The sequence below is a fragment of the Ruegeria sp. HKCCD7251 genome (genome assembly GCF_013031165.1).
Taxonomy (GTDB): domain Bacteria; phylum Pseudomonadota; class Alphaproteobacteria; order Rhodobacterales; family Rhodobacteraceae; genus Ruegeria.
This window is the reverse complement of sequence record NZ_WPZC01000002.1, coordinates 430,059-456,466: the sequence shown is the minus strand read 5'-3', so window position 1 is coordinate 456,466 and position 26,408 is coordinate 430,059. Positions and strand designations below refer to the sequence as shown.

At 58.5% G+C, this 26,408-nt stretch carries 23 protein-coding genes; 7 read left to right on the top strand and 16 right to left on the bottom strand.

Annotated features, from left to right (window positions below):
- Nucleotides 1-2: 2 nt before the first annotated feature.
- Together GOX75_RS08395 and GOX75_RS08390 are read right to left on the bottom strand one after the other, a co-directional pair.
- Nucleotides 3-1,325, bottom strand: coding sequence for a PQQ-like beta-propeller repeat protein (locus GOX75_RS08395; RefSeq protein ID WP_171122128.1), 1,323 nt, complete (start codon nt 1,323-1,325; stop codon nt 3-5).
- 41 nt (nt 1,326-1,366) lie between these two features.
- A complete protein-coding gene (locus GOX75_RS08390) occupies nt 1,367-2,038 on the bottom strand; it encodes a hypothetical protein (RefSeq protein ID WP_171122127.1) in 672 nt (223 codons plus the stop codon).
- A 225-nt stretch (nt 2,039-2,263) separates the two neighbouring features.
- On the opposite strand from GOX75_RS08390, the gene GOX75_RS08385 reads away from it, so the two are divergent.
- On the top strand, nt 2,264-3,496 hold the full coding sequence (locus GOX75_RS08385; protein WP_171122126.1) for an efflux RND transporter periplasmic adaptor subunit: 1,233 nt from the start codon (nt 2,264-2,266) through the stop codon (nt 3,494-3,496).
- The gene (locus tag GOX75_RS08380) at nt 3,493-7,281 is read left to right on the top strand and encodes an efflux RND transporter permease subunit (protein ID WP_171122125.1); all 3,789 of its coding nucleotides are present in this window, start codon (nt 3,493-3,495) and stop codon (nt 7,279-7,281) included. Before GOX75_RS08385 ends, GOX75_RS08380 begins: the two co-directional genes overlap by 4 nt.
- A gap of 57 nt (nt 7,282-7,338) precedes the next feature.
- On the opposite strand, the gene GOX75_RS08375 is transcribed toward GOX75_RS08380, so the two are convergent.
- Nucleotides 7,339-9,144 (bottom strand): ABC transporter ATP-binding protein/permease, encoded by a 1,806-nt coding sequence (locus tag GOX75_RS08375; protein WP_171122124.1) that lies wholly within the window; start codon nt 9,142-9,144, stop codon nt 7,339-7,341.
- A gap of 78 nt (nt 9,145-9,222) precedes the next feature.
- Nucleotides 9,223-10,611 carry a LysM peptidoglycan-binding domain-containing protein gene (locus tag GOX75_RS08370; RefSeq protein ID WP_254428707.1) on the bottom strand — a complete coding sequence of 463 codons (1,389 nt, stop codon included), beginning with the start codon at nt 10,609-10,611 and terminating at the stop codon, nt 9,223-9,225.
- A 123-nt stretch (nt 10,612-10,734) separates the two neighbouring features.
- Between GOX75_RS08370 and GOX75_RS08365 the strand changes: the two genes are divergently transcribed.
- Nucleotides 10,735-11,298: a TIGR00730 family Rossman fold protein gene (locus GOX75_RS08365; protein WP_171122123.1), complete on the top strand. Its 564-nt coding sequence runs from the start codon at nt 10,735-10,737 to the stop codon at nt 11,296-11,298.
- A gap of 35 nt (nt 11,299-11,333) precedes the next feature.
- On the opposite strand, the gene GOX75_RS08360 is transcribed toward GOX75_RS08365, so the two are convergent.
- From GOX75_RS08360 to GOX75_RS08350, 3 genes are all read right to left on the bottom strand, one after another.
- Nucleotides 11,334-11,786, bottom strand: a complete 453-nt coding sequence (locus tag GOX75_RS08360) for a host attachment family protein (protein WP_171122122.1) — start codon at nt 11,784-11,786, stop codon at nt 11,334-11,336.
- A gap of 212 nt (nt 11,787-11,998) precedes the next feature.
- Nucleotides 11,999-12,880, bottom strand: coding sequence for a metallophosphoesterase (locus GOX75_RS08355; RefSeq protein ID WP_171122121.1), 882 nt, complete (start codon nt 12,878-12,880; stop codon nt 11,999-12,001).
- Nucleotides 12,881-12,883: 3 nt separating this feature from the next.
- A complete protein-coding gene (locus GOX75_RS08350; protein WP_171122120.1) occupies nt 12,884-13,483 on the bottom strand; it encodes a superoxide dismutase in 600 nt (199 codons plus the stop codon).
- A gap of 99 nt (nt 13,484-13,582) precedes the next feature.
- Here GOX75_RS08350 and GOX75_RS08345 point away from each other — a divergent pair, with 99 nt between their 5' ends.
- Complete coding sequence (locus tag GOX75_RS08345; RefSeq protein ID WP_171122119.1) at nt 13,583-14,350, top strand: FkbM family methyltransferase; 768 nt, start codon at nt 13,583-13,585, stop codon at nt 14,348-14,350.
- A gap of 102 nt (nt 14,351-14,452) precedes the next feature.
- On the opposite strand, the gene GOX75_RS08340 is transcribed toward GOX75_RS08345, so the two are convergent.
- The 4 genes from GOX75_RS08340 to GOX75_RS08325 all read right to left on the bottom strand — a co-directional run bounded on the left by GOX75_RS08340 (nt 14,453) and on the right by GOX75_RS08325 (nt 19,719).
- The gene (locus GOX75_RS08340) at nt 14,453-15,019 is read right to left on the bottom strand and encodes a sarcosine oxidase subunit gamma (RefSeq protein ID WP_171122118.1); all 567 of its coding nucleotides are present in this window, start codon (nt 15,017-15,019) and stop codon (nt 14,453-14,455) included.
- Entirely contained in the window at nt 15,012-18,026 is a 3,015-nt protein-coding gene (locus GOX75_RS08335) for a sarcosine oxidase subunit alpha family protein (protein ID WP_171122117.1), read from the bottom strand. The genes GOX75_RS08340 and GOX75_RS08335 overlap by 8 nt, the downstream gene beginning before the upstream one ends.
- A gap of 43 nt (nt 18,027-18,069) precedes the next feature.
- Nucleotides 18,070-18,399: a sarcosine oxidase subunit delta gene (locus GOX75_RS08330; RefSeq protein ID WP_171122116.1), complete on the bottom strand. Its 330-nt coding sequence runs from the start codon at nt 18,397-18,399 to the stop codon at nt 18,070-18,072.
- 75 nt (nt 18,400-18,474) lie between these two features.
- A complete protein-coding gene (locus tag GOX75_RS08325) occupies nt 18,475-19,719 on the bottom strand; it encodes a sarcosine oxidase subunit beta family protein (RefSeq protein WP_171122115.1) in 1,245 nt (414 codons plus the stop codon).
- Nucleotides 19,720-19,915: 196 nt separating this feature from the next.
- On the opposite strand from GOX75_RS08325, the gene ccmI reads away from it, so the two are divergent.
- The 3 genes from ccmI to GOX75_RS08310 are packed head-to-tail and all read left to right on the top strand — an operon-like array spanning nt 19,916 to nt 21,855.
- Nucleotides 19,916-21,145: a c-type cytochrome biogenesis protein CcmI gene (ccmI, locus tag GOX75_RS08320; RefSeq protein WP_171122114.1), complete on the top strand. Its 1,230-nt coding sequence runs from the start codon at nt 19,916-19,918 to the stop codon at nt 21,143-21,145.
- On the top strand, nt 21,142-21,606 hold the full coding sequence (gene ruvX / locus GOX75_RS08315) for a Holliday junction resolvase RuvX (protein ID WP_171122113.1): 465 nt from the start codon (nt 21,142-21,144) through the stop codon (nt 21,604-21,606). Before ccmI ends, ruvX begins: the two co-directional genes overlap by 4 nt.
- 15 nt (nt 21,607-21,621) lie before the next feature.
- Nucleotides 21,622-21,855 carry a DUF1289 domain-containing protein gene (locus GOX75_RS08310; RefSeq protein WP_171122112.1) on the top strand — a complete coding sequence of 78 codons (234 nt, stop codon included), beginning with the start codon at nt 21,622-21,624 and terminating at the stop codon, nt 21,853-21,855.
- A 254-nt stretch (nt 21,856-22,109) separates the two neighbouring features.
- On the opposite strand, the gene GOX75_RS08305 is transcribed toward GOX75_RS08310, so the two are convergent.
- From GOX75_RS08305 to GOX75_RS08285, 5 genes are all read right to left on the bottom strand, one after another.
- The gene (locus GOX75_RS08305) at nt 22,110-22,838 is read right to left on the bottom strand and encodes an STAS/SEC14 domain-containing protein (RefSeq protein ID WP_171122111.1); all 729 of its coding nucleotides are present in this window, start codon (nt 22,836-22,838) and stop codon (nt 22,110-22,112) included.
- 34 nt (nt 22,839-22,872) lie between these two features.
- Nucleotides 22,873-23,655, bottom strand: a complete 783-nt coding sequence (locus tag GOX75_RS08300; RefSeq protein ID WP_171122110.1) for a hypothetical protein — start codon at nt 23,653-23,655, stop codon at nt 22,873-22,875.
- Complete coding sequence (locus GOX75_RS08295; RefSeq protein WP_171122109.1) at nt 23,652-24,476, bottom strand: sulfite exporter TauE/SafE family protein; 825 nt, start codon at nt 24,474-24,476, stop codon at nt 23,652-23,654. Before GOX75_RS08295 ends, GOX75_RS08300 begins: the two co-directional genes overlap by 4 nt.
- A gap of 31 nt (nt 24,477-24,507) precedes the next feature.
- Nucleotides 24,508-25,542 (bottom strand): tRNA dihydrouridine(20/20a) synthase DusA, encoded by a 1,035-nt coding sequence (gene dusA, locus GOX75_RS08290; RefSeq protein ID WP_171122108.1) that lies wholly within the window; start codon nt 25,540-25,542, stop codon nt 24,508-24,510.
- A 155-nt stretch (nt 25,543-25,697) separates the two neighbouring features.
- Nucleotides 25,698-26,300, bottom strand: a complete 603-nt coding sequence (locus tag GOX75_RS08285; RefSeq protein WP_171122107.1) for a TetR/AcrR family transcriptional regulator — start codon at nt 26,298-26,300, stop codon at nt 25,698-25,700.
- Nucleotides 26,301-26,408: the final 108 nt, after the last annotated feature.

Here is a 26,408-nt window from a genome sequence, read left to right as displayed (position 1 = left end):
GGTCAACGGAAAGCGTGTAGATCACCTTTTGTGGACACGACATAAAGCGTCTGCCCGGCAACAACCGGTGCCGTGGTCGCACCGCCGGGTACTTCGACGCGGTGCACAAGGGTGCCGTCAACCGGGCTGAAGAACCGAAGGTATCCATCATTGGATGCAATCACCAGACGCCCCCCAGCCATGATCGGCCCGTAATGCGCCACAATGGGGCCCCGGCGATTAGGCTTGTCCTTCACAAAGCCGGGCAAGTCCTGCGCCCAGACAACTTCACCCGTCGCAGCATCCAGACGAATAAGCTGACTGCGGTCACTGATTTGGAAAAGGCTGTTCCCGGCGGGCCAAACGGTATCGACCGCACCCTCATCCGCCGTCCATTTCCGCTCGCCCGAGCTTGCATCAAAGGCCACGGTCCGGCCCGAGTGGTTCCCAATAAAGATCGTATCACCAGACACCATCGGACCACCGGTCACGTCAATGATCTGAGCTGCGGCCCGACCCCGCCGTCCTCCGGCGACCGAGGCGTTCCACCGACGGATACCGCCCTTGCGGAAGGTTGCGGAAACATCACCAGACCCGAACGCGAAGACCGCGAATTCGGACGCGATCACAGGCGCAGGCGCGCCCAGCACATTGCCGACGCTTGGCGTGCCTTGAATCTGCCACGCGATGCGGCCGTCTTTGGTATCAATGGCCCAACCGGTTTCATCACCGGCCACAAGATACAACAGGCCACCATTCACCAGCGGAGCGCCGCTGCCAGTCGCATTCAGACGTTTTTGCCACCGGATTGCCCCTGATCTGGCATCCAGCGCGGTCAGCCGCCCAAATCCCGACGAGACATATAATACACCATCGGCATAAGCGATGCCGCCGCCAGTCGCGTCCGAGTCACCGTCCGAAACAGGAATAAGATCCGTGCTCCAGACCCGCTGACCCTGGGGCGAAACGGCGGAAACCGTCGCCCCGGAATCGAGCGTGTAGATCAATCCACCGGCAACGACCGGTTCCGCCGTGATCCGCTGCTTGCGCGAGTCGCCTTTGCCGATCGATGCGGACCAGACCCGCTGTGGCGTGGCCCGAAGTTGAGCGTTCGTCGTGCGAAACGCTGCCGTTCCCGGGCTTTGCGGCCAACTTGCATTCGCCTTCTGAGTCGGCAGGCTGATTGGCTTAGACCCGCGCGTCTCGACGGTTTCCGTATCCGCCGCAGGACGGATGTCTTCGCGCGGACCGGGCAGGATGACTTCGGGTTCCTCACAAGCCGCGAGAACGGTCAGGGATACAGCCGCAACCGACAATCCAACTCGGGAAAGAAGATTTGTTACCATGGTTTTCCGAACTCGCCTGCCATTATTCGTTACGCTGCGGATCATCCCTGCCGGGCTACCAACGGTTCGGGTTCACCCCCAAGTGCCACGATCAACTGGGCTGCGCGCTGCTGAAGGTCAACGCCAATCTCGGCATCCTGCCGCAGCGCCTGCAATCTTTCGATGGCGGCATCGACATTGCCTTCGGATACGTCGATTAGGGCCAGTTGTTCTTCGGCCAGCAACCTAAGCGGAGCGCCGGGCGCAGCCAAAGCCTCAAACTGCTGACGCCGGTCTGCCGAGGGCAGGGTGTCGCTTTGCAGAAGCAACGCCTTAAACGTCGCAATCGCGCGATAGATTTCCGGCAGATCACCCTGAACCGCAATGGCATTCAGGTTGTTCACGGCCTCTTCCACCGAACCGGCCTCGGATTGGGATGCAGACAACAGCATATCTACTACTGCATCGCCACCCGGTGAAGCCGCCGCGACGCTTTCCAGGCTACCGGCCCGTTCAGCCGAGTCATTCTGAGCTAGCGCCGAAAGAATCGCATCGCCCAGTTCTTCGGCCTGCGACGTTGCGCGTGCTTTGCGGATTTCATTGAATGCGGCGCCGCCAACAATCAGGACAACCGCCAGCACACCAACCCATCCCCACCGGCGCAGCAGCAGAAACAGACGGTCACGGCGCACCTCTTCGGTCACCTCATCAATAAAACTGTCGACGTCGCTCATCCCTGCGCTCCGGGCTAATTCAATTACGTATGGCGCAATGTCATACCCCGGCGACCTTGCCAAGCCAAGGGTGCGATTTTGGGCATTTAAGGCGGGTTGAACACCGCTTGCGGAAAAAAACAAACCGAACTATTCAGTTCAGTGTGGAAAAGATACATAATGCGCCCCACATTTAAGATTAGGCGCCGTAGAAATCCGGGCGAAGAATTTGGGGAGAAATTCTGAATGCGTTTGATTTCAATCGTAAATGCTTTGCTGGTGGTCGTTGCACTATTCCTGCTTGTGTTTGAACGCGATACCCTATTTGCGATTGCTGGCCGGGCCGAAGCCGAGGCAAGCCCGTCATCTGCGGATGAATCCGAAGGCTCCGCATCCGAGAATCGGAATGCTATCGGCGTGGTGGCCGTTCGCTCGGTAGCGCGCGAGATTGACAGCGCCGTGTTGCTGCGCGGCCAAACAAAAGCCAACCGACAGGTCGAAGTTCTGGCCGAAACGACCTCGACGGTCATTTCGGAACCAAAGCGCAAAGGAACGTTCGTAGAATCGGGCGACCTGCTGTGTGAACTGGATCCCGGCACCCGCCCCGCCAGCCTTGCTGAGGCGATGGCAGGCAAGCTTGAGGCCGAGAGCCGCATCCCCGAAGCTGAAGCGCGTCTTGAAGAAGCACATGCCTTGGTCGCCGAAGCTCAGATCAACCTAACGGCTGCGCAGAAACTTTCGGAAACCGGGTTCGGCTCGGAAACGCGCAGGATATCCAGCCAGGCCGCAATGCGAAGCGCCGAAGCAGGCGTAAAGACAGCCGAAGCTGGTCTAGAGGCGACGCGCGCAGGGATTGAAGCGGCAACAGCCGAGGTCGCCGCCGCAGAACGGGAAATTGACCGCCAGACCATCGAGGCCCCGTTCAAGGGTCTGCTGGAAAGCGACACGGCTGAGTTGGGCAGCCTGATGCAGCCCGGATCGCTTTGCGCAACCGTCATTCAGCTTGATCCGATCAAACTGGTAGGTTTTGTCCCGGAGGCCGAAGTTAACCGCGTCATCGTAGGCTCCGAGGCCTCGGCGCAACTGGTCACAGGCCTGCAGGTTGCGGGTCGCGTGACATTCCTGAGCCGGTCCGCCGACGAAACAACCCGGACCTTCGAAGTTGAGATCACTGTTCCGAACCCCGAACTTGCCATTCGGGACGGGCAAACCGCAGACATCCGCATTTCTGCCGAAGGTGCCAAGGCGCATCTGCTGCCGCAATCTGCCCTGACGCTCAATAAAGAAGGTCAGGTTGGCGTTCGAAGCGTCGGGCAAGGCGACGTTGCCGATTTCTTCCCTGTCGAGCTATTGCGTGACACGTCGGAAGGCGTATGGGTCGGCGGCCTTCCTGAAACCGTGGATATAATCGTCATCGGGCAGGAATTCGTGACAAGTGGCGTAAGCGTTAAGCCCACCTATCGGGACGCTGCAAAATGACCGGAATCGTCAGTTGGGCTGCTGGCCGGGCGCGAATGGTTCTGGCCTTTATCGCAATCTCGCTTGTTGTGGGCGGGTTTGCCTATGTCAATTTGCCCAAAGAGGGCGAGCCCGACATTGAAATCCCTGCCCTGTTTGTCTCGGTTCAATTCCCCGGCATTTCGGCTGAAGATTCCGAGAACCTGCTGGTCAAGCCGATGGAGACCGAGCTGGCCGATCTGGACGGCCTAAAGGAAATGACGTCTACGGCCTCGGAAGGTTATGCAGGGGTCGCGCTGGAATTCGATTTTGGCTGGGACAAAACCGCGATCATGGCCGACGTGCGCGACGCGATGAACAGCGCACAGGCTGAATTCCCCGAAGGCGCTGAGCAGTATTCACTGTTCGAGATCAACTTTTCGGAATTCCCGATCGTCATCGTCAACCTGACCGGGGCTGTGCCGGAACGCACAATGGCCCGCGTCGCCAAAGATTTGCAGGACGAGCTTGAATCGCTGGATTCGGTGCTTGAGGCAGGGATTGCAGGCAATCGTGACGAACTGCTTGAGGTTATCATCGACCCGCTCCGGCTCGAGGCGTACAACGTAACCGCAGCCGAGCTGATCAACGTCGTCCAAAACAACAACCAGCTTATCGCAGCAGGCGAAGTCGAGACTGAGCAAGGAACATTCTCGGTCAAGATCCCTTCGTCCTTCAAAACAGCACAAGACGTTTATGACCTGCCGGTCAAGGTCAATGGCGACCGGGTCGTCACGATGGGCGAGCTGGCGCAGATCAACTATACATTCGAAGATCGCGAAGGCACGGCACGTTTTAACGGCGAGCCCACTATCGCCCTGCAAGTGGTCAAGCGCAAAGGTTACAACCTGATCGACACGGTCGAGGCCGTCAAAACAACCATTGCCGCAGCGCAGGCCAAGTGGCCACCCGAGATGCAGGCCGCCATCGAACTGGGCACGTCGAACGACCAAAGCCGCATCGTCGGTTCGATGGTCAGCCAGCTTGAGGGTTCGGTCCTGACAGCCATTGCGCTGGTGATGATCGTGGTTTTGGCGTCGCTGGGTACGCGCGCGGCGCTGCTGGTGGGCTTTGCTATCCCGACATCGTTCCTGCTGTGCTTTGCCTTCCTCGCCGTGATGGGCGTCAGTATTTCCAACATCGTGATGTTCGGCCTGATCCTGGCGGTGGGTATGCTAGTCGACGGGGCGATTGTTGTGGTGGAATACGCCGACAAGCGCATCAAGGAAGGTGTTGGCCCGATGCACGCCTATGTCGAGGCAGCGCAGCGGATGTTCTGGCCTATCGTGTCATCCACGGCGACTACGCTCTGCGCCTTTCTTCCCATGCTGTTCTGGCCCGGTGTTCCGGGTGAGTTCATGGGAATGCTGCCTGTCACGCTGATCTTTGTTCTGTCTGCTTCGTTGATCGTGGCATTGATTTATCTGCCCGTAATGGGCGGTGTTTCCGGGCGGCTGAGCCGTTTCTTCGACCATTCTTCTGAATGGTTGAAAGCGCGTACCCCGTGGTGGTTGCGCGTCGTGATGGTGCCCCCGTCGCTTTATATGATCTTCCTGGGGGCCATGCAGGTTCTGAACCCGGCCTATCTGCTGCCTGCGGGAGCGCCGGGTGGAATGCTCTTTGGTGCGCTTCTGTTTATCCTTGGCGCGTTTGCAGGGTCCGTGACCCTGAGCGCGGCCAAGATCGAGCGTACCCCGGATCAGCATGTGCACACGGTCCGCGAACACACACCTTTTGGCCACGTCATCAAGTTCCTCGTTGGCAATCCGATCATGCCGATTGTGTCTATCGTTGCCGTCGGATTTGCCGTTGTCACGGTCATGTCCATCTATGGCAGCAACAACCGCGGCGTAGAGTTTTTCGTCGAGAATGAGCCTGAGCAAGCAACGGCATATGTCAGGGCGCGCGGCAACATCTCTCTGGCGGAAAAAGACGAGATGGTGCTGGCGGCAGAAGAAATCATCAGCGCGCACCCTGCGGTCATCAATGTCTTTTCCTTCGCGGGCGAAGGTGGCCTAAGTCAGAATAATGGCGGCGCACAAGCGCCCGCTGACACGGTTGGTCGCGTTCAGTTTGAAATCATTCCATGGGAAGATCGACCGAACGTGTCCGAACCCATCCTTGGTGGGCTGGTCGATCGGCAAACTGTTGCGCCAGACTATGACGGCGATTTCGTGCTGGATCAGCTAAACGCGGAACTTGCCGAGATTCCGGGCATCATTGTTGAGATTCTGCCGCTGTCCCAAGGTCCGGCCTCGGCCAAACCGGTGCATCTGCGCATCAAGGGCGATGGCTGGGAAGAGCTGACCGCGGCAACACTGGCCGCACGCGATGTGTTTGATAACACACCCGGCCTGATCAAGATCGAAGACACGCTTCCCCTGCCCGGCATTGATTGGCAAATAGACGTCGATGTGGCCAAGGCGGGTCGTTTTGGTGCCGATGTCGCCACGGTCGGTGCCATGGTTCAGTTGGTGACCCGTGGGCTTTTGCTGGGTGAAATGCGTCCGGAAAACGTGGATGAAGAAATTGAAATCCGCGTCCGCCTGCCCGACGAAGATCGCGTTCTTTCGACCCTCGATACCCTCAAAGTTCGAACGCCGGATGGCCTTGTACCCTTGTCGAACTTTGTCACCCGCAAGCCCGTTGCGAAACTGGCCCAGATCGACCGCGTGAATCAGCAGCGGTACTACGATGTCAAAGCTGACGTAGAACCCGGCCTGAGCAAGGTGACCATAGAAGCCTCTGATGGATCGCAAGAGCGTGTGGCCGTCGTCAGAGAGTTGACCGACGACGCAAGTCCCGAAGGCACGACTGTCACCGGACCCAACGGATCCGAATACGAGGTCGTAAAGACAACTGGTGCCTTGGATGCCGAACAGATTAGATCGCAGATCGCCTCGGGTGACGCGCGCATCGCGCCAATCAATCCCAATGAACGGATCGCCGTCCTGACAGAATGGCTTGAGACCGATCCGCTTGGCAGCGCAGTAAGCTGGGAATGGACCGGCGATCAGGAAGATCAGGAAGAATCCGGTGCGTTCCTCATGAACGCTTTTGCCGGTGCCTTGGGTCTGATGTTTGTCATCCTGTTGGCGCAGTTCAACTCGTTCTACAATTCCGTTCTTGTCCTGTTGGCGGTTGTTCTTTCGACCACCGGAGTCCTGATCGGGATGCTGGTCATGCAACAGCCGTTTTCGATCATCATGACGGGGACGGGGATTGTGGCCCTCGCAGGAATTGTGGTGAACAACAATATTGTCCTGATTGACACCTATCAGGAATACAGCCGCTATATGCCGCGGATTGAGGCCATTGTGCGCACCGCCGAAGCCCGCATTCGCCCGGTTCTGCTGACCACCCTGACCACGATGGCAGGCCTGACACCGATGATGTTCGGCCTTTCGCTCGACTTCATCAACGGCGGCTATTCCATCAACAGCCCCACCGCCTTGTGGTGGAAACAGCTTGCAACGGCGGTGGTGTTCGGGCTTGGCATTGCGACCGTTCTTACCCTGATCGTGACGCCTTCTTTCCTGGCGCTGCGTGTGTGGGTTTCGACCTATACGATCTGGTTGGGCAAACTTCTGGCACGCGCAACGGCGGGTCGATCCAGTCAGGTCGCGCAGGATATGGCCATAGGAAAAGCGGCGCGTCAGGCGCAAGCCACCGAGGTAATCTGGACCGACGAACCATGGACGGCGGAACTCGAAACGGATCGCACACTGGATGCACCGCCGGGCTCTCCTCTCAAAGCAGCCGAATGAATCAGAAGGGGCCGGTCAAGAACCGGCCCCCATTTCTTTACGCCCCGCACAAGAATACTACGCGGCTTCCAAGTCGTTTTGCTGCCGGTTCCACAATTGGGCATAGCGCCCGTTTTGCTCTAGCAACTCATCATGTGTGCCTTGTTCGATGATCTCACCACGTTCCAGAACGACGATACGATCCGCCTCGGCAATAGTGCTGAGCCGGTGGGCAATCGTAATGACGGTTCGCCCTTCACCCGCGCGCGCCAAGGCGTCCTTGATGTCCTTTTCAGTGTCTGTGTCCAGCGCCGATGTCGCCTCATCCAGCAAGAGGATCGGCGGGTTCTTGAGCAACGTCCGCGCGATCCCGACGCGTTGCTTTTCACCGCCTGACAGCTTCAAACCACGCTCACCAACCTTGGTGTCATAGCCTTCGGGTAAAGTAATGATGAAGTCATGGATCTGTGCCGCCTTGGCCGCCGCTTCCACGTCGTCTTGCGTGGCATTGTCACGTCCATAAGCAATATTATAGCCGATGGTGTCATTAAACAGCACGGTATCCTGCGGCACGACGCCTATGGCCGCGTGCAAACTGTTTTGGGACACATCGCGCACATCCTGCCCATCAATCCTGAGCGTTCCGCCGGTTACGTCGTAGAACCGGAAAAGCAAGCGGCCAATGGTGGATTTGCCAGAACCCGTCGCTCCGACAATCGCAACCGTTTGACCAGCCGGAACGGTCAGAGATACGCCTTTCAGGATTTCCCGATCCGCGTCGTAGCCAAAGCGGACATCCTCTAACGTCACCTCTCCACCTGAAACCACCAAATCCGGCGCGTCGGGTTTGTCCGTGACTTCGGCAGGTTGTTCCAGCAAGTCAAACATCTGGCCCATATCAACAAGGGCCTGACGGATTTCCCGGTAGACCGTACCCAGAAAGTTCAAAGGTACGGTAATCTGGATCATATAGGCGTTGACCATAACGAAATCACCAACGGTCAGGGTGCCATTTTGCACGCCGATTGCCGCCAGAACCATGACACCGATCAGGCCACAGGTGATCAAGAAAGACTGACCGAAATTCAGGAACGCCAGCGAATAAGCCGTCTTTAGCGCAGCGCCCGCATACGCCTTCATCGACACATCATAGCGCTCCGCTTCGCGCGTTTCCGCATTGAAATACTTGACCGTTTCAAAGTTCAGAAGGCTGTCGATGGCGCGTTGATTGGCCTCGGTATCCTGATCGTTCATCTCGCGGCGCAGCTTCACGCGCCATTCGGTGACCGCAAAGGTAAACCAGATATACAGGGCGATCGTGACGGCCACGACCACAAGATACCAGACATCGAACAGCCACATCAGGATGATAGCCACCAGCAACAGCTCAAGAATCAGAGGACCAATCGAAAACAGCAGAAACCGCAGCAGGAACTCAACGCCCTTTACACCCCGTTCGATAATACGGCTAAGGCCCCCGGTCCGGCGCGAGACGTGATAGCGCATAGAAAGCTGGTGAATATGCCTGAACGTCTCAAGGGCCAAGGCGCGCAGCGCGCGCTGACCAACAGGTGCAAAGGCCGCGTCGCGAAGCTGTTGAAAGCCCACAGTCATCATCCGGGCCACGCCATAGGCAACGGTCAGACCAACGGCACCCAACGCCAGCGGTGGCACCCCCTCACCCGCCAGACCATCGACCGCGCCTTTATAGAGAATCGGCGTATAGACCGCGATGAGCTTTGCCAGCACCAGCATTCCCATTGCCAGTACAACACGCCGCTTTACCCAGGGTTCATCCTCGGGCCAAAGATAGGGCGCGACTTTGCGGATCGTGCGCAAACCGGATCGTTGCTCGTCGATCTCGGACATATCATCAGAATGCATAGTGGCTGCTCGTCTCATCACGTACCAATACTGCGGTCAGAGATAGACCCCCGACCCAAGAGGGCCAGAGGTACAGGTTTATTCCGGAATGGTGAAGACTTGCCCAGGATAGATCAGATCCGGATCGCGGATCGAGTCCCGGTTAGCGTCGAACAGGCGCACAAACAGTATGCCGTCACCGTACCGCTCGCGTGAAATGGCCCAAAGGGTGTCGCCTTCTTGAACGGTCACCGACCGGATGGTGGCCTGTGTCGATTGCTCTGCGGAACTGTCTGGCGCATCACTTGCGCGCAAAACTTCTAGCGGTTCGCGTTTGAACGGAGTCTCTAGGCGGCTGACGACGGTCCCGTCCGAGCCGACTTCATCCACCCGCAGGGTGTAGACACCGGGATCAACCCCCTCAAGCTCGCTGCGCCACTTTCCGTCATCCGCAGGCGGCAAATCCGCGACAAGGCGGTTGTTCAAATACAGACGCACAACAGACCCGTCCGGTACGCGGCCTGTCAGTTCAACCTCGCCTTCGTCTGAATACCCGATCGTATCCAGCGCGACCTGTGCGGCCTCTCCTGCCTGAGACGCCGGAGGCTGCACCAGCTCCACGCCATCTTCACCTGAACGTAAAACCGTAACCTGCTGGTTCTGAACAGCTTCAGGCGCAGCTTCAGCGGTTTGCGCGGTCTGCTCCGCCTGCGGCCCAGCGGTTTGTTCAGTCTGTGGCTCAGCGGTTTGCGCGGTCTGCTCTGTCTGCGGTTCGATGGAGGCTTCGGCTGTGTCGGTCGGCGCGGCTTCGTCGATTTCTGTGTTCGACTCTTGCGCAACGTCGGTCTGTGCCTCCCCGCTCTCAGAGTTTTCCAGCGCCGGTGATTCGACTTGTGGTTCCGGCAATGCCGCGATGAGGTAGTCATCGGAGCGCAGTTGTTCTTCGCCCGCATCTGTTTCCAACGTCAGGCCACGCGCGGTGTTGGAAAACGGGATACTGACGAACTCTGCGAACTGTCCGCTGCCGTCCACCGTGAAACTGTGGACAGCCTCACCGTCCAGCAGAACGCGAATTACGGCACCCGGTTCGGCGTTTCCGGACAAGACCGCATTGCCGTCCGGCTCTACAAAAATCTGGTCCAGGGTTGGTGGCGTAGCTTCCGCCGCGACCTGCGGCTGCGCTTCGCCATCCGTTGCTTCGGGTTCGGCTTGGTTCGCGGTCTGTTCAGTCGTTTGTGGCTGATCGACGGACGGCTCTGCCGGCTGCGACTCGGTCGACGTTACCTCGGCTTCTGTCGGGGTTTCCTCTTCGGCAGCTTCGTCCGGTGCTTGTGCCGCCACTTCAGTTTCTGTCGTGACTTCCTCTGGGGCAGCGTCAAAGACACCCGACCAATACGCACCACCTGCGCCGACAAGAACCAGAATACCGACAATCACAACCCAGGTGTTCGGGCCCGGGCTTTCGTTTTCCGACTTCGCGTCCATCATTTTCCTTTCACTCCGTCGCGCAAATGGTTTCAGAGCAACGCATTCTGCCAGACGGTTGAGCCAATCTATCAATCTCGCTATCAGGGGTCAAAACCCCAGATACAACCCCGGAGAAGCCCTCTTATGTCCCAGAAATCCGTCTGTGTGTATTGCGGGTCACGCAATGGTGTGAACTCAGCCTATTCCGACGCCGCCCGCACATTCGGCCAGCTTCTTGCGAATGAAGGCTGGAGGCTGGTGTACGGTGCTGGGGATGTAGGTTTGATGGGCGAGGTTGCGCGTGCCGCACAAGCCGCCGGAGGGGATACGTTCGGCGTCATCCCCGTTCACCTGCTACAGCGCGAAGTTGGCAAAACCGACCTGACGCGTTTCGTGGTCACCGAAACGATGCACGAACGCAAGAAAGTCATGATCATGAACGCGGACGCCGTCGTGGTTCTACCCGGTGGTCCGGGCTCGCTGGACGAACTGTTCGAGGCGCTGACATGGCGGCAGTTGGGCCTGCATGACAAGCCCATTCTGGTCATGAACGTGGATGGATACTGGAACGCCTTGCACGACTTGGTACAGCAGGTCATCGGTCAGGGTTTCGCAGACAGCTCTCTGGCCGATTTCATCACATGGGTCGATAGCCCACACGCGGCGATGTCTGCCTTGCGGCCACTCCTGTCCGAACCCGGTGCGTAAACAGGCGGCGTCACCGCCCGCTATGGGATTGGGTCTTAAACCGCCGATTTCAGACGGTTGGTCAAGACCTGTTCGACTTTGTGAAGTGGATGGTTGGTAAGGGTCTTGTCGACTTCGGCGACGACCTTGCTCAGAACTTCGCTGTGAAGACGTCGACGCAGCAGGCCCAGCACGTGCGGGCTCGCAACCAGAACCAAACGCTTATACGCGCCCTTCAGCCCCTTGCGGTTCAGCAGGTTGGCCACATCCTGCACAAACAGGGATTTTGCATGGGTTTTCCACTTGGCCTCCTCGACTGCCGATTTTTGGTTCGGTCCGGTGTCAGGGCGGCGCCCTGCCCGATCAGTGGGACGGGCCACAGGCGCATCGTTTTCCTCAACCGAAACAACGACCAGATTGGGGTCGTCGGCGTCGGTGATATTCTCCATGAACAGCGCCTTTTCCCCGTCGGCAATGACAACCCAAGTTCCCTGTGAAAGTGCGGCCATTGTGATCTCCTGCTATGGTTTTATGTGACCATCCCTCATCCGTCAGATACAGTTCTACAGTGACGCGCCCAAGGTTTTTTGCGCGTTTCCAGTCTGTTATCCATTTGATTGGCGGCTCTCTCCCTCCGCTCACCTTACGTAAGCACTGTTGCCGTCCATACAATCCCGTTCGCAGTCAAAAGCGAACCGAGCGGCAGGATTCCACCCATCGGTCAGGCGGACAGGTCTACGACCGTCATTTCAGGGGTCACGCCAAAACGGACTGGCAGGATCGAACATCCAATGCCTCCGGACACAACCAAATCGCGCTGACCTTCGCGAACATGACCATAGGCAAAACGGTTGCCAAACCGCGACGGTACCATGGGTGACCACCCGAACAGGCGCACTTGCCCGCCATGTGTGTGGCCCGACACTGTCAGCGCGACCCTGTCCGGGACGTTCGGGAAAATGTCAGGCTCATGGGCCATCAATACGACCGGAGCTTCATCGGTGACTTGGGTCAATGTCGCGGGTAGATCATCCAACCCCCGATATCGCCCCCGCCCTGTAACAATGGCGAGCTGATCCTCAACCCCGGCTAGCCAGCACCCTGCGCCGTCCAGTTTCACCGCGTCATTCGACAGAACCCGGATGCCATTCTCGCGCAAGGCCTCAGCATAGATATTCGGCCCACCCCCACGCCGTTGCGCAGCCAGATCATCCCACCAATCGTGGTTGCCCAAAACGGCAAAGACGCCGTGTTTTGCCTCAAGCCCGGCCAGCACAGGTGCCAGATCGGCAATCGGAACCGGTTGGGAAACCATCCTGTGCCCGGCCGTATAATCGCCCAACAGCAGAATCAGATCCGGTGCCAGCGCATTCGTGCGCTTAACAACCTGTTCGATGCGTTTCAGCCCGACATGGGGTTCCCCGACGTGTAAATCCGCCAAAACCGCAATCCGAAGCGGAGGCGCAGCCCAGTCATCACGCCGAACCCGCCAGCGCTTTACACGCAACCGAAGCGCGGGTTCGATGAAAAACCCATAGGCCGCAACAAAAAGACCTGCCAGCGTCACCGCCAGCAGGCCCTTGATAAACCCTCGACGGGTCAAGGATCACATCCGCGAAGCGACGTTTTCCCAATTCACCAGATTGTCGAGGAAGTTCGACAGGTAAGCCGGACGCTTGTTGCGGAAGTCGATGTAGTAGCTGTGCTCCCACACGTCGCAACCCAGCAGCGCGGTCTGACCAAAGCACAGCGGGTTCACACCGTTTTCGGTCTTGGTGACAGCCAGCGAGCCATCTGCGTTCTTGACCAGCCATGCCCAGCCCGAGCCGAACTGACCGGCACCAGCGGCGCTGAATTGCGACTTGAATTCGTCAACCGAGCCGAAGCTTTCGGTCAGAGCCTTCTCCAGCTCGCCGGGCATTGCGTTGCTGCCGGGGCCCATCATCTCCCAGAACTGGTTGTGGTTCCACAATTGGCTGATGTTGTTGAAGATGCCGTTCTGGGCGACAGCGTTCGCGTCATAGGTGCCAACGATGATCTCTTCCAGCGTCTTGCCGTCCCACTCGGTCCCGGCGATCAGCTTGTTGCCATTGTCGACATAGGCCTTGTGGTGCAGGTCGTGGTGATATTCCAATGTTTCCGCGGACATACCCTTGGCTGCCAGCGCGTCATGTGCATAAGGAAGATCAGGAAGTTCAAAAGCCATGTCGGCCCCCTGTTAAATGTAAGTTGCGGTTCCCAAGGTTAAATGCTTTGGCTACGCCGATAGGTCAAGGGCAGAGACAAGAAAACCCGGAGGTCCGCGATGCTGACGCAGGCGCGCAAGATGTTTTACCGCGCCCGCGGGTACTATGCGGGCAATCTGAACGGCGAGCGGTTCCGTCTGGACCCCTACCATTCGAAATTCTGGCGCAAGGCGTCCCAAGGTAATTGGGAGCCCGAGACCTTTGAGGTACTGGACAAATACCTGTCGCCCGACCGCGACTATCTGGATATCGGCGCTTGGATTGGTCCCACTGTCCTCTATGCCGCACGCCGCGCCCGGCATGTCTGGTGTTTTGAACCCGACCCCGTCGCCTACCGCCATCTGGTCTGGAACCTGCATCTGAACGACATCCGAAACGTCTCGGCCTTCAGCATCGCCCTGTCGGATGGGTTCGGCGTGACGCGCATGGCGTCCGCCCATGGCGAGGCTGGCGATTCAACATCGTCCCTGCTGCATGACGGCAGCCACGGAACGGATGCAATGACGATCGGCTGGGATCAATTCGCAACCGCCGTCGATCTGTCGGACGTTGCTTTGGTAAAAATGGATATCGAAGGTGCCGAATACCCGGTCCTGCCGTCTTTAACCCCGTGGTTACAGGCCACGAACCCCGCCCTGCTGCTGTCGACCCACGCGCCCTATCTCGACACGGAAAACCGCGCACCCGCGATGAAACAACTGGCCGACACACTGGCCTTCTATGACCAGTGTCAGGATCCGTTCACCGGCGAAGCCGGGGCGTCGATCTTCACCGGAAACCGCGCCCTGACCCAGTTCCCCACTTTCCTGTTCAGCACAAAACCCTGACCAGAGATCCGCTCTTCATCTGGCTAAAAATATCCTGGGGGTGAGGCCGCAAGGCCGAGGGGGCAAAGCCCCCTCACCCAGCTCTCAAGACCGAAACCAGGTTCAGTAAACGCCCACCTCACTGCCCGGTTGGGCGGCAACTTTCAGCAGCTTGAAAACGTAATCTGCGGCCGAGCGAAAACAAACCACGCGGAAGGTTTCGGCGTCGTCCATCCAGAACGCCCCTGCCACCTGCGCAAGACGTGAACGGCGGATCTGACCGGGTTGGAAGGCCTCGGCTGACAACTCAACCGGGGCCAGTTTACCCAACACTTCGCGCGCATTTGCGCCCGAAATGCTGAACACCGCCCGCGCATCCGAGACATTCACCGCCAGCGAATGCTTGCTGCCCAGTGCTTTGGTCATCGCAGCCAGTTTTGTGTTAACCTCGGCATAAGGCACCAGCACCAGCAACTCATCCGGCGACATCCAGCAAACGCCAGTGTCCCCGTCGACGAACGCCTCGCGCTGGCCGGGTACTTTCTGTCCAGTGGCGTCCTTGACGGCCTTGACCAGCACCTTATCAGACAGATCGCCGCGCAGCGTTATCATCCCCTGGAGGCCGCATTCCGCGACCTTGGCGATGCCGTCATAGCTGGCGTGGTTCAATGCGCTGATGGGTTCAGACATTCTGCTTCTCCCCGTCTTTGTCGAAGAAGATCGGATCGACGATCTTGGCTTTATAGATTTTGCCGTCGGTTCCCGGAAACTCAACAATCTCGCCCATCCGGTCCGGGCCGAACTTGATCAGTCCCATCGCAATTCCTCGGTCCAGATTGGCCGAGTAATAGGTCGAGGTCACGCGTCCGATCATGTTGCGTTGATCGTTGGCATTGACGCCTTCGCCCACTGCGTAAGCACCGTCGGGAATGACAGAACCATCCACAGTCTCAAGCCCCACCAGTTTCCAACGCTCGGGATCGGCCATATGGGTCCGCGAATGGGCACGTTTTCCCAGATAGTCCTCTTTCTTTTTAGACAGCGCCCAGTGCAGCCCCAAATCTTGTGGAATAACGGTGCCGTCAGTTTCGTCCCCGATCATGATAAAGCCCTTCTCGGCGCGAAGGATGTGCAGACATTCGGTGCCATAGGGCATCACACCGAACTCTTTGCCTGCTTGCATCAAAGCATCCCAGAACGCCTGCCCTTGGCTCGCAGGAACTGCGATCTCATAGGACAGCTCGCCCGAGAACGAGATGCGATAGGCACGGCAATCGAATTCGCCGATCTTCCCGTCACGCCACTCCATGAACGGCAGCGCCTCTTTGCTGAGGTCCATGCCGCCCAGCTTTTCCAACACCTTGCGGGCATTGGGGCCAACCACGGCGACCTGAGCGTATTGCTCGGTCACGTTGGCGACATAGACTTTCCAGTCCCACCATTCGGTCTGCAGCCATTCTTCCATGTGGCCATGGATACGCTCGGCCCCGCCGGTGGTGGTGTGGCACAGCCACGTGTCCTCGTCGATACGCGCGACAACACCGTCGTCGATCAAGAAGCCGTTCTCGGAACACATCAGGCCATAGCGGCATTTGCCGACCTTCAGCGTAGACATCATGTTGGTGTACATCATGTCCAGGAACTTGCCCGCGTCAGGACCTTTGACGATCAGCTTGCCCAGAGTCGAAGCATCCAGCAGGCCGAGGTTTTCACGGGTGTTCTTCACCTCGCGGTTCACGGCGTCATGCACAGATTCACCGCGACGGACATAGGCATAGGTCCGGCGCCAATGGCCGACCGGCTCCCAATCGGCACCGTTTTTGTCGTGCCAGTTGTGCATCGGGGTTTGGCGGATCGGCTGGAATACCTCACCGCGTGCCTCGCCACCGATCGACGCCAGAGAGATAGGCGTATAGGGCGGGCGGAACGTGGTGGTGCCGACCTTCGGAATTTCCGAATCCAGCGCATCAGCAAGGATCGCCAAGCCGTTGATGTTGCTCAACTTACCTTGGTCGGTCGCCATGCCCAGTGTGGTATAACGCTTGGTGTGTTCAACGCTTTCGTAACCTTCGCGCGCCGCCAGTTGAACGTCGGATACTTTGACGTCGTTCTGGAAATCCAGCCACGACTTCATCCGCAGCCCGATCTCGGCGTTGGCAGGCATCAGCCAGACGGCGGCCATCGGAGCTTCGGCCGTAGTCTCACCCACCGGTGCCTTGGTGCGTTTCGCTGTGAAACCAGCCGCCTTGGCTGCTGCCTTGCCCGCCGCATCTGCGTCGGTCAGAACGTCGCCCAGCGCCAGCGGGCCGTTGGACGACCCCGCCGCCAGCACGAACCCTTCCCCATCGGCCCCTAGCGGGGGGCGCGACGGATCGGGGCGGAAATGCGCGTTAGCATCATCCCAGATCAGCTTGCCGCCGCAATGCGACCACATATGCACGACCGGAGACCAGCCGCCCGACATGGCGATCGCGTCGCATTCGACCTCTTCGCGCGCGCCGCCGATGCCTTCCTGGTTACAGATGGCAACTTTCTTGACACGCTTGCCGCCCTTGACCTTGGCAATCGCCTTGCCGGGGTCGACACGGATACCCAGTTCGCGCGCCTCATCCGCCAGCGGACCAGCCGTGTCGCGCGCATCGACCACGCGCAGCACGTCTACACCGGCCTTCTTCAAGGCGATGGCTGTGCGATAAGCGTCATCATTATTGGTTGCGACAATCACACGCTCACCCGGGGTCACGCCCCAGTTCACAACATAGTCGCGCATGGCCGAGGCCAACATGACACCCGGCACGTCGTTGCCCGCGAAGGACAGCGGACGCTCGATCGCGCCGGTGGCTGTTACGATCTGTTTCGCGCGAATGCGCCACAGGCGGTGGCGCGGACCTTGGGTGCCCGGCTTGTGGTCCGTCAGACGCTCATAGCCCAGCGCATACCCATGGTCGTAGACACCCGCACCCATGCAGCGGTTGCGCAGGATGACGTTGTCCATTGTTTCTAGTTCAGTAACCAATTGTTCCACGAACTTATCCACAGGCGCGCCATCAATGGTGCCGCCATCAACCGGAGCGCGGCCACCCCAATGGGCGGTCTGTTCAATCAGCATGACTTTGGCCCCGGATTGAGCCGCGGCTTTGGCCGCCTGCAGACCGGCCACACCACCGCCGATCACCAGAACATCGGTGAAGTGATAGAAATGCTCATAGGTGTCCGCATCGCGGCTGTCCTTGTCGGGAGCTTTGCCCAATCCGGCAGACTGACGGATGAACGGCTCGTAGACGTGTTTCCAGAACGGCTTCGGATGGATGAACATCTTGTAGTAGAAACCCGCCGGCAGGAAGCGCGACAGGTGAGTGTTGATTGACCCGATGTCGAACTCGAGGTTCGGCCAGTGGTTCTGCGACACGGATGTCAGACCGTTGAACAGCTCGGTCGTGGTGGCGCGCTGGTTCGGCTCGAACCGATTACCCTGCCCCAAACCGACCAGAGCGTTGGGTTCCTCGGCACCGCTGGCAACAACGCCGCGCGGACGGTGATATTTGAACGACCGGCCCATCATCATCTGATCATTTGCCAACAGGGCGGAGGCAAGAGTATCGCCTTCATAGCCCTGCATCGAGGTGCCGTTGAAGGTGAATGTAACCTGTTTCGACCGGTCGATCAGCCGGCCTTGATTTGCGAGACGGGTGCTCATGTTGCGGACCTTTCGCAGGCGGAGTTATTGTTGGCTGGGCGGATCATTCGAACTCTCTCCAGGTCCAGCCGGGACGCTTGGCGGTGATGGCATCCTTGATCTCTTGCGGCGGTTCAGACACCTGCGCCGAATATGTGCCGAACACCTCAAGCGTGTTTGTGCAGCGCGCCGCGTGGAACCATTTGCCGCAGCCATTTGCATGGCGCCAGCGTTCCAAATGAACGCCCTTGGGGTTTTCACGCATGAACAGGTAGTCGTGGAAATCATCATCCGACGAGCCGGGGCCAAAGCGCTTTAGGTGCGCTTCGCCACCAGCCGCCAGTTCGGTTTCTTCGGCATCGACGCCGCAATAGGGGCAATTCAGGATCAGCATGTGTTCATCCTTTTGTCGGTCGGTCGGCACATGGGCCGACTGTATTCTGTGTTGTGGTCACCTCGGACAATGCCCTTAGTGCGCCACCCCGGCGGCAACGCTTTCGTCGATAAAGCGGCCCTCTTTGAAACGATCCAGCGTGAAGGCTTCGGTCAGCGGCGAATGGCCCGTGGCCATCAGCTGAGCCATACCCCAGCCCGAGCCCGGAATGGCCTTGAAGCCGCCGGTGCCCCAGCCCGCGTTGATGAAGCAGCCTTGCAGAGGCGTCTTGGACAGGATTGGCGAGCGGTCGCCGGTCATGTCCACGATCCCGCCCCACTGGCGCAGCATCTTAAGGCGCGAGATCATCGGGAAAGTTTCGACCAACGCCCGCACGGTTTCCTCGATATGGTGGAACGAACCGCGCTGACTGAAGTTATTATAGGCGTCGGTGCCGCCACCGATCACCATCTCACCCTTGTCGGATTGCGACATATAGCCGTGAACGGTGTTGGCCATCACGACCACATCCATGCAGGGTTTGATCGGCTCGGACACCAGCGCTTGCAGCGCCACGGCCTCAAGCGGCAGACGGAAACCGGCCATCTCAGCCAGTTGACCGGAATGTCCCGCGACCACGATGCCCAGTTTTTCACAGTCGATCGCACCCTTGGTGGTGTCGACGCCAATAACGCGACCGTTGTCCTGACGTACGCCAGTGACTTCGCATTGCTGGATGATGTCCATGCCCATGGCCGAACACGCGCGGGCATAGCCCCAGGCCACCGCATCGTGACGCGCGGTGCCACCGCGTTCCTGCCACAGACCGCCCAGAACCGGATAACGCGGGCCGTCCAGATTGATGATCGGGACCAACTGTTTGACGCGCTCAGGCCCAATCCACTCAGTTTTTACGCCTTGCAGAGCATTTGCGTGCGCCGTGCGTTGATAACCGCGAATTTCGTGCTGAGTCTGCGCCAGCATGATCACGCCGCGTGGGCTGAACATAACGTTATAGTTCAGGTCCTGACTCAGGTCCTCATACAAGCCGCGCGCCTTTTCATACAGCGCCGCCGAAGGATCTTGCAGATAGTTCGACCGGATAATGGTTGTGTTCCGGCCGGTATTGCCACCGCCCAGCCAGCCCTTTTCGATCACGGCTACATTCTGGATGCCGTAGTTCTTGCCCAGGTAATACGCGGTAGCCAGACCATGACCACCAGCGCCAACGATAATGACGTCGTATTTCTTCTTGGGCTCGGGCGAACGCCACGCGCGTTCCCATCCGGTGTGATAGCGCAACGCTTCGCGCGCCACAGCAAAGGCTGAATAGTGTTTCATAAGCGAATCCATCCGGTTCGGTGATTGGCCAAAGATATGCCGTGTAACTACAATAGTCCCCTGCCACGCAACGCCGTAATATCGCACTATTGCGACATAGCCCCAATTATTGCGACATGAAGTCGGTTCGCGGCCATTTGTCCCTTTTTTCTGGCGGTGCAGAGGTCTAAGTCAGAGCAGCCATCTTGGAGATACAATGACCTTCTGGGCCCTTATAATTCTGACAGCTTTGCTGATCACGTTGTTTCTTGGCTACTCGATGCTGCGTGGACAAAAAACGCGCGAGCCGGCCGCGGCATACGACCTGCGCGTTTATCGCGAACAGCATGCCAGCGTTGATCGCGATCTTGCCAGAGGAGTAATCGCTCAGGCCGATGCCGAACGCGTCCGCACGGAAATTTCGCGACGCATTCTGGCAGCCGACGCACAGATGCAGAAACAAACGACGCAAAGCGGCGCACCCCGCTGGGCCACGGGTGTTGCGATTGTCGTGGTGGCAGCCGTGCTGGTTGGTGGCGGCGCGTGGATGTATCGACAGACAGGGGCTGCCGGAATGCCGGACCAGCCCTTGGCGCAACGCATAGAAAGAGCCGAGGTTTTGCGCGCAGAACGTCCCAGCCAATCTGAGTTCGAAGCGGATTTGCCATCTGCACCCCGGCCACAGTTGGACGAAAGCTATGCCACCTTGTTGCAACAATTGCGCGACACCGTGGCGGAACGGCCCGATGACCTGCAGGGTCATGTTCTTTTGGTGCAGCACGAGTCGAATGCAGGTAACTTTTCTGCGGCCTACAAGGCGCAGGAGCGCGTCATTGAGCTGTCTGGTTCGACGGCGTCGGCAGACGCCTATTCACACTTGGCCGAAATGATGATTCTGGCCGCAAATGGATATGTCTCGCCCGAGGCGGAAGAGGCGCTGAGACAAGCCCTGTCCCGCGATCCCCGGGACGGCCCGGCGCAGTATTACTTGGGGCAAATGATGGCACAGCTAGGGCGTCCAGATATCGCTTACCGCATATGGGTGGACACCCTGAGGGATTCCCCAGCAGGGGCACCTTGGGTCGATGCCATTCGCGCGCAACTGGATGATCTGGCGTTTCGGGCAGGTGTCTTCAATCCTCCGGACATCCCTTCTGCTTCAACGCCTTCAGGCCCCAGTCAGGATGACATCGACGCCGCGGCAGAACTGTCCGCCGAAGAACGTCAGGAGATGATCCGCGGGATGATCAACCAATTGTCGGATCGACTGGCAACCGAGGGCGGCGCGCCCGAAGAATGGGCGCGATTGATCAATGCCCTCGGCGTAGTCGGAGATCGGGACCGCGCGGTAGCCATCTATGAAGAGTCTCTGTCCGTTTTCGCAGGTAACGAAGGCGCGCTGCAAACTCTTTCTGCCGCTGCTCAACGAGCCGGAATTTTGCAATGATCCACGACGCATTCGAAGACTTTGCTGCATCGCTGCCCCCCATGACCGCCCTGATGGGGCTTGATCTGGGGGAAAAGACCATCGGTGTCGCGGTGTCCGACCGAATGCGCGGTGTTGCCAGCCCGCTGGAAACCGTGCGGCGCAAGAAATTCACGCTGGATTCAGCCCGGCTTCTGGAACTCATCGCAGACCGCGAAATTGGTGGACTTTTGTTGGGGCTGCCCAAGAACATGGACGGTTCGGAAGGTCCGCGTTGCCAATCTACACGTGCATTTGCGCGAAACATGGCGCGTTTGACGGATATTCCCATCGGGTTCTGGGACGAACGCCTCAGCACAGTTGCGGCAGAAAAAGCACTGTTAGAGGCGGATACGACACGAAAACGTCGCGGACAGGTTATTGATCACGTCGCTGCTGGTTATATCTTGCAAGGAGCGCTGGACAGGCTGCGCTTTCTTTAGGATCGGAATACGCCAATGACGAACATGGTTTGGAAAAGGAATGAGGTCGAAAGCCCTTGTATCCGGATCTGCGTCGTGCACCCGACCGAGCGTATCTGTACCGGATGCTACCGCACCATCGACGAAATCTCGCGCTGGTCCAAAATGGACAGCTCGGAACGCGCCGAGATCATGGAGGCCCTGCCCTCCCGCAAGCCTCAACTTGCCTTACGCCGCGGCGGTCGCTCGGCCCGATTAAACAAATCCTGAAACTGCTCGCTTGGTCTGGCTGAGCCTGCGCTGCCGCGGGTCGGTCTGAACTTCGAGGGGGTAAAGTCCAGCGACGTGTGTCGAGTGTGTGGCAACCCGCGGCAGCGCTCTTCAGCTTTGGTGTTTTCCCGCAGTGGTATCACGGCAAAACACCAGCAACATAGGCCGTTGTTGACTCATCAATCAACAAAAATAAGGACACAAAACGTCTTACTGAACGTCAAAAGACATCGCGGTTTGAACTGGTTGACCCGTTACCCAGCCGACAGCCAGGATTTGGCGTTTTGATACTCTTCCGACGGGAAAAACTGCGTCCTTGCCCCCAGAATATGACTGGCGACTCTTTGCGCCAGATGCTGCCAGGCTTTGTCGCCAACAATAGCGGCCCGGTCGAGCATACCAACGTGCCCGCGCGCAAGACGGAAATGTGCCGCTAACGCGGTTAATCCCTGCCACCCGTCAAATTCCCGCAGGTCGATCAGCAAACGGAAACCGTCTTTGGCGCTGAGCAAACCGTCCAGGTTCGCCTCGGCCTTCTGATATTCCTCTGGATCCAGCTTGCCCAACAGACTGATCTGCACGCAGGGACCGCCCAAATCGGTCACGTGGATCGAGCCGAGCGACTCGCGCATCCAACGTCTGGCAGATTCGATCTCGGAAAGCTCGAACACCTGCATCGGGCACGGCATGATCGGGGCAGCAAACCGAACGCTCGTCTGCACCCAACCCTGATCGGCCACTACCGCAATACGGTCAAACCCGCGCCAATGGCTTAGTCCCAGCTTGGTGTCCGACCAGGCGGCTCCGATATCGTATCCCTTGAATTCCGGCTGAACCACGGCCATCAGACGAACCGTGTCATGCTCGGCCAAGGCTGCTTCGATAGCTGGAATAAGCGTGTCATTGTAATCGCTGCTGGTGACTTCGCCCGACAATTCAACTTCGATCAAGGCACCATCTGAATTCGTATGGATCGTCATCATCGAAAAACCTCCTAACCTGAACAATGGCCGGAGGTTACGGGGATTCTATCCAAGCGGCTACACCATCGGTGAATTCGGGGCGAAAATAGGCGATCATCCGTCCATCCGGGCCTGCCGAAGCACTGTCAGGCCATGGCGCCACGCCGTGCAGACAGTGACGATGCAGCAGATAAGCCTCGCCCGGCTTGGCAGGCAGTTCGATACGGGGGCACATCTCGAACACCTCGCGGCGGGCGGCCTGGTAGATGTCAGTGATATCGACTTCGTGCATTGTTTCTTTTGGCGAGTCTTGCAACGCCTTGGCGAACGCGGGCCCCAGAATTCTATGGCTGCCTTCCCACAGAACCATGGGCGACGCGTTATCACTGACCTCGGTCAGGGGAATGCCAAGAATCCAGGCATGGGGCTCATCCACACGCCGCCGACGATCGGGGCCCGTTGGACGCAGCCCATCCACATGGGCGGCATCCCGGTTCAACCTGTACCGACCAGCCGCCTCACTTTCACCGTGCCGTGGACGGGGGTAGCCGGGATAGATGACCGAAACCTGTCCCTTGTGCAGTGGCAAATCGCCGTAATGTTCACGGATGAAATCCATGGCAGCCCCGGACAGATCCCCGGACTGACCGACCCTGCCCCGTTCGTCATTATCCAGCGCATCCACACCGATGAACCAAGTGCCTTCACAATCCAGCCACTGGGCATGGGCGGGGTCCGAAATCGCAGCGCGCGCAGCGAGAAGGGCATGCGTCGCCCAATCCGCAAGGGCTGGATCAAAGGGGAATTTCACCCAACCCGATTGCCAAAAATCACTCACAGCCCCAGTGCTTTGCGCAGCATATTCAGGGCGACAAGCGTCAGGAACACAGCGAATACCCGTTTCAGAGGTTTCGGGTCCATCGCGTGCGCCAGTTTCACCCCCCAAGGAGCCGTGATCATCGTCATAGCGACTACAATCGCAAAGGCCACAAGATTGACCGCACCGATCGTCAGCGGGGGCCGATGCTCGGGCGCGATATCAAGAAACAGAAACCCAAGAACAGACGGAACCGCGATGATCACACCAAACCCGGCTGCCGTTGCCACGGCGCGGTGAATGGGCGTGTTGAACAGGCTCATCAGCGGAACGCCAAAACTGCCCCCACCGATCCCCATCAATACAGACAGAAACCCAACGCTGGGCGACAGAACGGCCCGGCGGACACCTTTGGGCATGGCATCGCCCAAACGCCACTCAGACTTACCCAGCCCCAGATAGGCGCCAATGACCATCCCAAGAACACCGAACAAAGCCTGAAGCGCTTCGGTCCGCAGCGCGGACGCCACCATCACGCCAATAACGGCACCCACGGCGATCCCCGGCCCCCAGCCGCGCAGGATATCCCAGTCCACGGCACCTTTCTTGTTATGTGCCAGAACCGAGCGGATCGAGGTCACGATGATCGTCGCCAACGAGGTCGCCAGACACAATTGCATCAACTGCGGCCCACCATACCCGAGCGTTTGAAAAGCATAGAAAAAGGCCGGAACCAGAACGATGCCGCCCCCCACGCCAAGCAATCCGGCCAGCACACCGGCCAGCGCCCCGATCACAAGCAAAAGGCCCAACATCTGGGCCAGCAACATCGTCTCGGGCATTCTTCCCCCATACCGGCCTAATCGCCGTATCCTAGTTCACCACCGCCTCGGCCAAAGGCGCAACGCGCTCGAGCGCCTGCAACATAACCTCGGACCCAGCCCCCTCATGCACCGCGTCTTCGGACAAAGTTCGCCGCCAAGCCCGTGCGCCGGGACGCCCGGCGAACAGGCCCAGCATATGACGCGTGATTTGGTGCAAACGGCCACCTTCGGCAAGGTGCCGTTCAACATAGGGCACCATTTTTTGAACGACATCAACCGGATCAGCCACTTGGCCCGACCCAAAGATTAGATGATCTGCCCCGGCCAGAATCTCGGTAGGCTGGTGATACGCCGCCCGTCCGATCATGACCCCATCCAGCCCAGCATCCAGATGGGCCTGCGCTTGCTCCAGCGTGGCAATCCCACCGTTGATCGAGATGTGAAGCGCGTTGAAATCCGCCTTCATTCGGTGGACGAGATCATAGTCTAGCGGTGGAATATCCCTGTTTTCCTTAGGGCTAAGCCCCTGCAACCACGCCTTTCGCGCGTGGATCGTCACGCGTTTGCACCCTGCATCACGGATGGCGGTCAGAAATTCGGGCAGGACCTCTTCCGGGTTTTGTTCATCGACCCCGATCCGACACTTGACAGTGACTTCGACATCAACCGCTTCTTGCATCGCGGCCACGCATTCCGCAACTCGAGCCGGATCTTTCATCAGCACGGCACCGAACGTGCCGGACTGCACCCGATCCGAGGGGCAGCCGCAATTCAGGTTGATTTCATCATACCCGGCCTCAGCGCCCAAACATGCGGCCTGTGCCAGTTCCTGAGGGTCAGACCCACCGAGTTGCAGCGCAACGGGATGCTCTTGTGGGTTGTAGTCCAGTAAATGCAACGCCCCACCACGCACCAACGCGGGGGCGGTGACCATCTCTGTGTACAACAAGGTCTGAGAACTGAGCATCCGATGCAGGTAACGGCAATGCCGATCGGTCCAGTCCATCATCGGCGCAACCGACAGTCGCGCCGCGCGCCAAATCTCAGCTTGCGATGGCTTTTGGGTCTTTGTTACGTCCGACATCTTTCCCGACTTTCGCCACGAACCTGAACAAGACGATCCGTTTCCAAGATTGCCGTCTACCACTGTTTCGGGATCAAACGCCACACGGAATGACAACAGCCGGGTAAATGCTCAGCCTGCTCTCCTGCGGGGCTTCGGTTGAGACATCGAAACTGTCAAACCCCGTAACGGCTAAGGATCATGTCAACGCTGCTGTTGATGGTGGCCTCCATCTCGTCCTTGCTCAGAACGTCACCGGAAAAAATAATCGGCCAAAACGCCTTGGCTTTGATGAGGCCGATGAACTCCTGCCCTGCGGCCTGAGGATCCTCGATCCGCAATTGCCCGTCATCTGCGGCGTCTTTCAGCATGGCGGCAAAAATCGCGGTCTTGTCCAGCTTGCCCTGTGCCGCGGCCGCCAAATCCGGGTTGCGCAAGGTTTCGCTGATCACCATCCGCGACATGGCCATGACCTCGGGCATCATCAGAATGCGCCCTTCGGCCCATGCCAGCTCAGTCAATTGCTCTCGGATATCGCGGCCTTTCTGATAGCGAACATCCTGCACTCCGGCGAACCTGTTGGATAGCTCTAACACGATGGAGCGAAACAGGTTTTCCTTGCTTTCGAAATACTTGTACAACGTGCGCTTAGAGACTTCGGCCCGCAGGGAAATACGATCCATGCTGGCCGCCGCAAATCCCTTGTCCTGAAACTCGGAAACCGCTGCTTCGATGATCTGAGCATGTTTGGCCGCATTCGGCGCGCTGACGTCATTCATATTTCATAGCTATAGTCCCATTGACAGATCGAGGTCAAACTCTACGTAAACTGGTGGGTTTACAGAGTAGAATTTGTCGCATACGGTAAACCCGCCAGTTTACCGACT

Coding starts and splice junctions, on each gene's coding strand:
- GOX75_RS08395 (WP_171122128.1), bottom strand. CDS start 1,325: ATGGTAACAAATCTTCTTTCCCGAGTTGGATTGTCGGTTGCGGCTGTA.
- GOX75_RS08390 (WP_171122127.1), bottom strand. CDS start 2,038: ATGAGCGACGTCGACAGTTTTATTGATGAGGTGACCGAAGAGGTGCGC.
- GOX75_RS08385 (WP_171122126.1), top strand. CDS start 2,264: ATGCGTTTGATTTCAATCGTAAATGCTTTGCTGGTGGTCGTTGCACTA.
- GOX75_RS08380 (WP_171122125.1), top strand. CDS start 3,493: ATGACCGGAATCGTCAGTTGGGCTGCTGGCCGGGCGCGAATGGTTCTG.
- GOX75_RS08375 (WP_171122124.1), bottom strand. CDS start 9,144: ATGCATTCTGATGATATGTCCGAGATCGACGAGCAACGATCCGGTTTG.
- GOX75_RS08370 (WP_254428707.1), bottom strand. CDS start 10,611: ATGATGGACGCGAAGTCGGAAAACGAAAGCCCGGGCCCGAACACCTGG.
- GOX75_RS08365 (WP_171122123.1), top strand. CDS start 10,735: ATGTCCCAGAAATCCGTCTGTGTGTATTGCGGGTCACGCAATGGTGTG.
- GOX75_RS08360 (WP_171122122.1), bottom strand. CDS start 11,786: ATGGCCGCACTTTCACAGGGAACTTGGGTTGTCATTGCCGACGGGGAA.
- GOX75_RS08350 (WP_171122120.1), bottom strand. CDS start 13,483: ATGGCTTTTGAACTTCCTGATCTTCCTTATGCACATGACGCGCTGGCA.
- GOX75_RS08345 (WP_171122119.1), top strand. CDS start 13,583: ATGCTGACGCAGGCGCGCAAGATGTTTTACCGCGCCCGCGGGTACTAT.
- GOX75_RS08340 (WP_171122118.1), bottom strand. CDS start 15,019: ATGTCTGAACCCATCAGCGCATTGAACCACGCCAGCTATGACGGCATC.
- GOX75_RS08335 (WP_171122117.1), bottom strand. CDS start 18,026: ATGAGCACCCGTCTCGCAAATCAAGGCCGGCTGATCGACCGGTCGAAA.
- GOX75_RS08330 (WP_171122116.1), bottom strand. CDS start 18,399: ATGCTGATCCTGAATTGCCCCTATTGCGGCGTCGATGCCGAAGAAACC.
- GOX75_RS08325 (WP_171122115.1), bottom strand. CDS start 19,719: ATGAAACACTATTCAGCCTTTGCTGTGGCGCGCGAAGCGTTGCGCTAT.
- ccmI (WP_171122114.1), top strand. CDS start 19,916: ATGACCTTCTGGGCCCTTATAATTCTGACAGCTTTGCTGATCACGTTG.
- ruvX (WP_171122113.1), top strand. CDS start 21,142: ATGATCCACGACGCATTCGAAGACTTTGCTGCATCGCTGCCCCCCATG.
- GOX75_RS08310 (WP_171122112.1), top strand. CDS start 21,622: ATGACGAACATGGTTTGGAAAAGGAATGAGGTCGAAAGCCCTTGTATC.
- GOX75_RS08305 (WP_171122111.1), bottom strand. CDS start 22,838: ATGATGACGATCCATACGAATTCAGATGGTGCCTTGATCGAAGTTGAA.
- GOX75_RS08295 (WP_171122109.1), bottom strand. CDS start 24,476: ATGCCCGAGACGATGTTGCTGGCCCAGATGTTGGGCCTTTTGCTTGTG.
- dusA (WP_171122108.1), bottom strand. CDS start 25,542: ATGTCGGACGTAACAAAGACCCAAAAGCCATCGCAAGCTGAGATTTGG.
- GOX75_RS08285 (WP_171122107.1), bottom strand. CDS start 26,300: ATGAATGACGTCAGCGCGCCGAATGCGGCCAAACATGCTCAGATCATC.